Source organism: Bacillus sp. JJ1127, from assembly GCF_036965845.1.
Lineage (GTDB): Bacteria > Bacillota > Bacilli > Bacillales > Bacillaceae_G > Bacillus_A.
The window spans coordinates 1-4,759 of sequence record NZ_JBALQK010000093.1 but is presented as its reverse complement, the minus strand read 5'-3'; the positions used below and the strand labels follow the sequence as shown (position 1 = coordinate 4,759).

The 4,759-nt window shown below is 35.1% G+C and carries 4 protein-coding genes and 1 pseudogene; all 5 read right to left on the bottom strand.

Annotated elements, in window-relative coordinates; translation table 11 throughout:
- The coding region (locus V7183_RS10540; protein WP_335359456.1) for a PAS domain-containing protein at positions 1 to 758 on the bottom strand (758 nt) is incomplete at its 3' end.
- Positions 759 to 900: 142 nt separating this feature from the next.
- Entirely contained in the window at positions 901 to 1,149 is a 249-nt protein-coding gene (locus V7183_RS10535) for a hypothetical protein (protein WP_097895368.1), read from the bottom strand.
- A gap of 280 nt (positions 1,150 to 1,429) precedes the next feature.
- Positions 1,430 to 1,517: pseudogene (locus tag V7183_RS10530) on the bottom strand (SAV0927 family protein); the annotation flags it as partial.
- A gap of 24 nt (positions 1,518 to 1,541) precedes the next feature.
- Entirely contained in the window at positions 1,542 to 2,837 is a 1,296-nt protein-coding gene (locus tag V7183_RS10525) for a Glu/Leu/Phe/Val family dehydrogenase (RefSeq protein WP_335359455.1), read from the bottom strand.
- Between the two features lie 219 nt (positions 2,838 to 3,056).
- A complete protein-coding gene (locus V7183_RS10520) occupies positions 3,057 to 4,406 on the bottom strand; it encodes an APC family permease (protein ID WP_097895364.1) in 1,350 nt (449 codons plus the stop codon).
- Between the last annotated feature and the right edge of the window lie 353 nt (positions 4,407 to 4,759).

Genomic DNA, 4,759 nt, shown 5'->3' with positions numbered 1-4,759 from the left:
CTAGATAAGATTGCATGCAAATCTTTATTTAAATCCTTTATATATTCAATTTCCATGGCCATATCTTCAACCATTGGTAAATCTTGTACAATAATAACTATTCCTTCAATGCTTTGATCGAAGCTAGGAATCGGACTGTAATCAACTAATACTCCCATTTCACTTGTTAGTTGTAACTGATTTAAAATTGTTTTTCCCGTTGCATATACATTGTTAATATGTTCCCCATTAAAAATCTGTTCTGCTGGTACATTCAGTACTTTTTCAGAAGTAGATTTAATCATCTTTAAACCAGATTCATTACAATTTACAATTTTCTTTTCCCGGTCTACCACAAAAATCCCCATTGGAATAGACATTAAAATGATTTTTAGTATATCTACACTTTTATTTTCTTGCTTAAATAATTCCGCAAAAACATCCTCTCTTCTTATGTACCCTTTTAACTCTCCTATTTCATTTTTCACAATGGCAATAGGTGCCCCAATAATTTGAAAGAGAGCTGTTAAAGAAATATTTTTGCTAAGGTGACAGATTGTATCTAGTGAAACAGCATTTGAAAGTAACGCTCCGGCAGTTACCCCCTCATTTCTTGATAGCAGATCTTCCACATGGACGTATGCAAATAATTGATCTTCCTTTTTTAAAAACAGAAAAGGTTCTTTTATATTTTTAACATCTATATTTCCTTCCTTCTCAAGTTGATCAATAGATAGAGAAACAATCGGTCTAATTTTTTTATGAGCAATGGAAAACATTCCGCTAACCCTCCTTTGAACTCCTTAACTTGTATTGTATCATTAAAGACAGATTTTTTTAATTAATCTGACAATAAACCCTTTTCCTTTGTTTAATAAAAAAAGGAAGATGAATGCTTCCATCTTCCTTTTTATTCTCCAATTAATCACTACCACTAATTAAAAGATCTTCTTGAATATAAGCTAATACCATCCCTGGAATTACCTTATCTCCTGCTTCTACTTCTAAAGATTGTACTTCTCCACTACATCCCGTTTTAATTACTTCCAGCTGACCATTCATATTTTTAATCGCAAACAGTGGTTCCCATTCGTAAATTCGGGAGTCCTTATCAATAGACACTTTTTCAACTGTTCCATAGCATGGGCTCGTAACGATCTCATAATACAAAATGAATCATTCCCTTCTTTTATTCTATTAATATTGTTCTGCCAACATTTGTGACTGAAAAATCCTATGGAAAAAACTTCGAAAATCTTCTATATATACATCAATTAAAAAACCATATAAAACCTCTCTTTTTAGGTGGAAGAGAGGATCTGGCCATGCATAGAAACGGTCAGGGCCTTTCTCTGCCACATGCGAAGTAAAAACAGAAAGAGTAAACGAATGTAGGTTACTTTGTATTTTTCATAGCAGAGATTTAGATGTCGAAAAATGAAAATGGATTTATTATCATATCGATGACAATTCGACACGATGCAATAATAACCGATTGGTTGTCTTTCAATTTCTGCTAATAAAATATCAAGCTCCATTTTATTCCTCCCTTTGTTAAAAGGTTAAAAATGCAACCAACCTCTTAGGCGCGATGCCTCTACAATTTTACGAACGCCCTCTATATAAGCAGCAATTTTCATATTTACTCCAAAATGCTTTGAAGTATTGAATACATCAGAAAAGCTAGATGTGATTTTCTCCTTTAAGCATTGATCGACATATTGCTCTGTCCAATAATACCCTTGGTTATTTTGACACCATTCAAAATAAGAAACAATAACCCCTCCAGAGTTTGCTAGAATATCTGGAACAACCAAAATGTCTTTCTCTTCTAACATTGTGATCGCTTCTTTTGTTGTCGGACCATTTGCAGCCTCAATTACAATCTTACATCCAAGCCTTTTTGCATTATGTTTCGTAATCACTCCTCCAATTGCTGCTGGAATGAGTACATCACATTCTTTTTCTAACAACTCTTGATTAGAGATTGTTTTACTAAAGAGGTTCGATACTACTCCAAACGAATCTCGATTTTCTAGCAAATAAGGAACATCTAAACCATCTGGGTTGTAAATGCCGCCTAAAGCATCAGATACTCCTACCACTTTCACACCAATATCATATAAATATTTTGCTAAATGACTTCCAACGTTTCCAAACCCTTGAATGATTACTCGCATATTTTGGAGTGGAATATGTTTCAGCTCACTCACTAACTGAAGTGTATACAATACTCCTTTAGAAGTAGCTGTTTCCCGCCCTTGTGATCCCCCGAGCATCAATGGTTTTCCAGTTATAAAGCCTGGAGAATCAAATTCTCTAATATGATCATATTCATCTAGCATCCAAGCCATGATTTGAGCATTTGTATACATATCAGGAGCTGGAATATCTTTAGTAGGCCCAACAATTTGGCTCACTGCTCTTACATAACCGCGACTAAGTAACTCTAGTTCTCTAAAACTCATCTCCTGCGGATTACAAATAATCCCGCCCTTTGCCCCTCCATATGGAAGTCCGGTTACTCCACATTTCAAGCTCATCCAACCAGCAAGCGCTTTTACCTCCTCAGCTGTAACATCTGGATGAAACCGAATGCCACCTTTTGTTGGCCCTGCTGCATCGTTATGCTGGGCACGGTACCCTTGAAATACTTTTGTTGTTCCATCATCCATTCGAACAGGAATACTTACTTCTAAAAAGCGCATCGGCCTTTTAAGAAATTCGAATACTTCCTCTGGATAACGTAAGACTTGGAGTGCCTCTTTTAATATAGACTGAAATTCCTCTAAAGGATTTTCAACCTCAATTTTTCCCTGTACAGATTGAGTTGTATTTTTTTCTGATTGAATTGCCACGATAACACCTCATTTATATATTTTTACTAGTTTTATAAAGCAATAATCGTGCCAAATAAAAATATAATGTTTATGCTCCCTTTTCAGCCTTCTCTCTAACACTGATTTACAAATTTTCTCTCGTTCCTTATGAATTGTTGAATGACTTATGCAATATTGCATGATTTTAAAACCTCCAAAATAAAAAACACCGGAAAGATTCCGATGTCTTTTGTTATTTTACATTTCCTGTACCTCTTCAAAATGCATTTGCGGCGGAGCTGACCGAAACATGTTCGTAATATATAACAGGTAACCAATTCCAACGGCAGCCCAGCTAAGTCCAAGAATAAGCGAATTAATATTGAGGTTAAACCATAAAACAGTTACTGTACCTGCTCCTAAAATAGGCAGAACTAAGAAATTTAAAAAGTCTTTTACTGTTTTATATCTTTTTTGCTTTACAACATAGTAAGCAATTACAGATAAATTAACAAATGTAAATGCAATAAGCGCTCCGAAGTTAATAAGTGATGCTGCTGTTTCTAAATCGATAAATATAGCGGAAAGTGAAATAACTCCGACAAAAATAATGTTATATACTGGAGTTCGCAAGCGAGGATGAATGTATCCGAATATCTTCTGCGGGATTACATTATCTCGCCCCATTACGTATAATAATCGCGACACACTTGTATGAGAAGCTAAACCTGATGCCATTGTTCCCATAAATGTCCCTACTAAAAAGAAAGTTTGAAATAATTTTCCGCCAACGTATAGTGCAATTTCTGGTGCCGCTGATTCTTGATCTTTAAATATGGATGCATCTGGGAAAAAGGATTGTGTGAAGTACGTAGTAACAATAAATAAAACTCCGCCAATTAAAGCGGTGAGAAAAATAGCCCGAGGAATTGTCTTCTTCGCGTTTGGTGTTTCTTCCGAAAATGTAGTTACCGCATCGAAACCTAAAAATGAAAAACAAAGAATTGTGGCCCCTGCAACTAACGATGATATGTGTATATCTGATTGAAAAAACGGCTGAATGGAAAAGACTTCTCCAGTTCCTTCTCCTGCTATCAATCCTTTTATAACAAGGACTACAAACACAACCATTACTAATATTTGAAACACTACTAAGAATGTATTGAAATTAGCAGTAACATTTACACTAATAATATTTATCAGTGTAATCAGTAGGACAAATCCAACGACCCATAGCCAAGAAGGAACACTTGGAAAAAGTGCGGACATATAAATCCTCGTTAATAGCGCGTTCACCATTGGTAAAAACAAATAATCCAATAACGCTGACCATCCAACAAGAAATCCAAGCCTTGCACTAATTGTCTTCTGTGTATACGTATAAGCAGATCCCGCGGTAGGAAAAACCTTTACCATTTTGCCGTAGCTTGCAGCTGTAAATAACATTCCTGCTAATGCAATAAGATAAGCTCCTGGAACATGCCCGTCCGTTTTTTCAGAAACGATTCCAAATGTATCAAACCCCACCATCGGCGTCATATACCCGACACCTAGCATGACAATTGACCAAAGTCCCAATGAACGTTTTAAACCAACTTCTTTTCCCACCTATCATTCCTCCTAATTTCTCTATCTAATTTCCATGTAAAGTTTGATAACTAAACAGAAAACGCTTTCAACGAACTGTGTATTTTATATATCGCATTCCAAAACCCCCTTTATTTTTTAAATATTCATGCAATTTTTGAGCCAAAATTTTCTTGCTCAAAAAATTAAGAGGATAATCCAATTTTTACACTTCAAAGATAGAACAGGTGAGATTATTTCCTTTACATTTTTTGCTGGTTTTTTATTCATTTTGACATAATGTATTCAATTTCTCATACCGTTTACAAATAAAGAGGGAAAAACCGTCTTAGATCTTATTAAGGCGTTTTTATATACAAATACATTTAGACTTT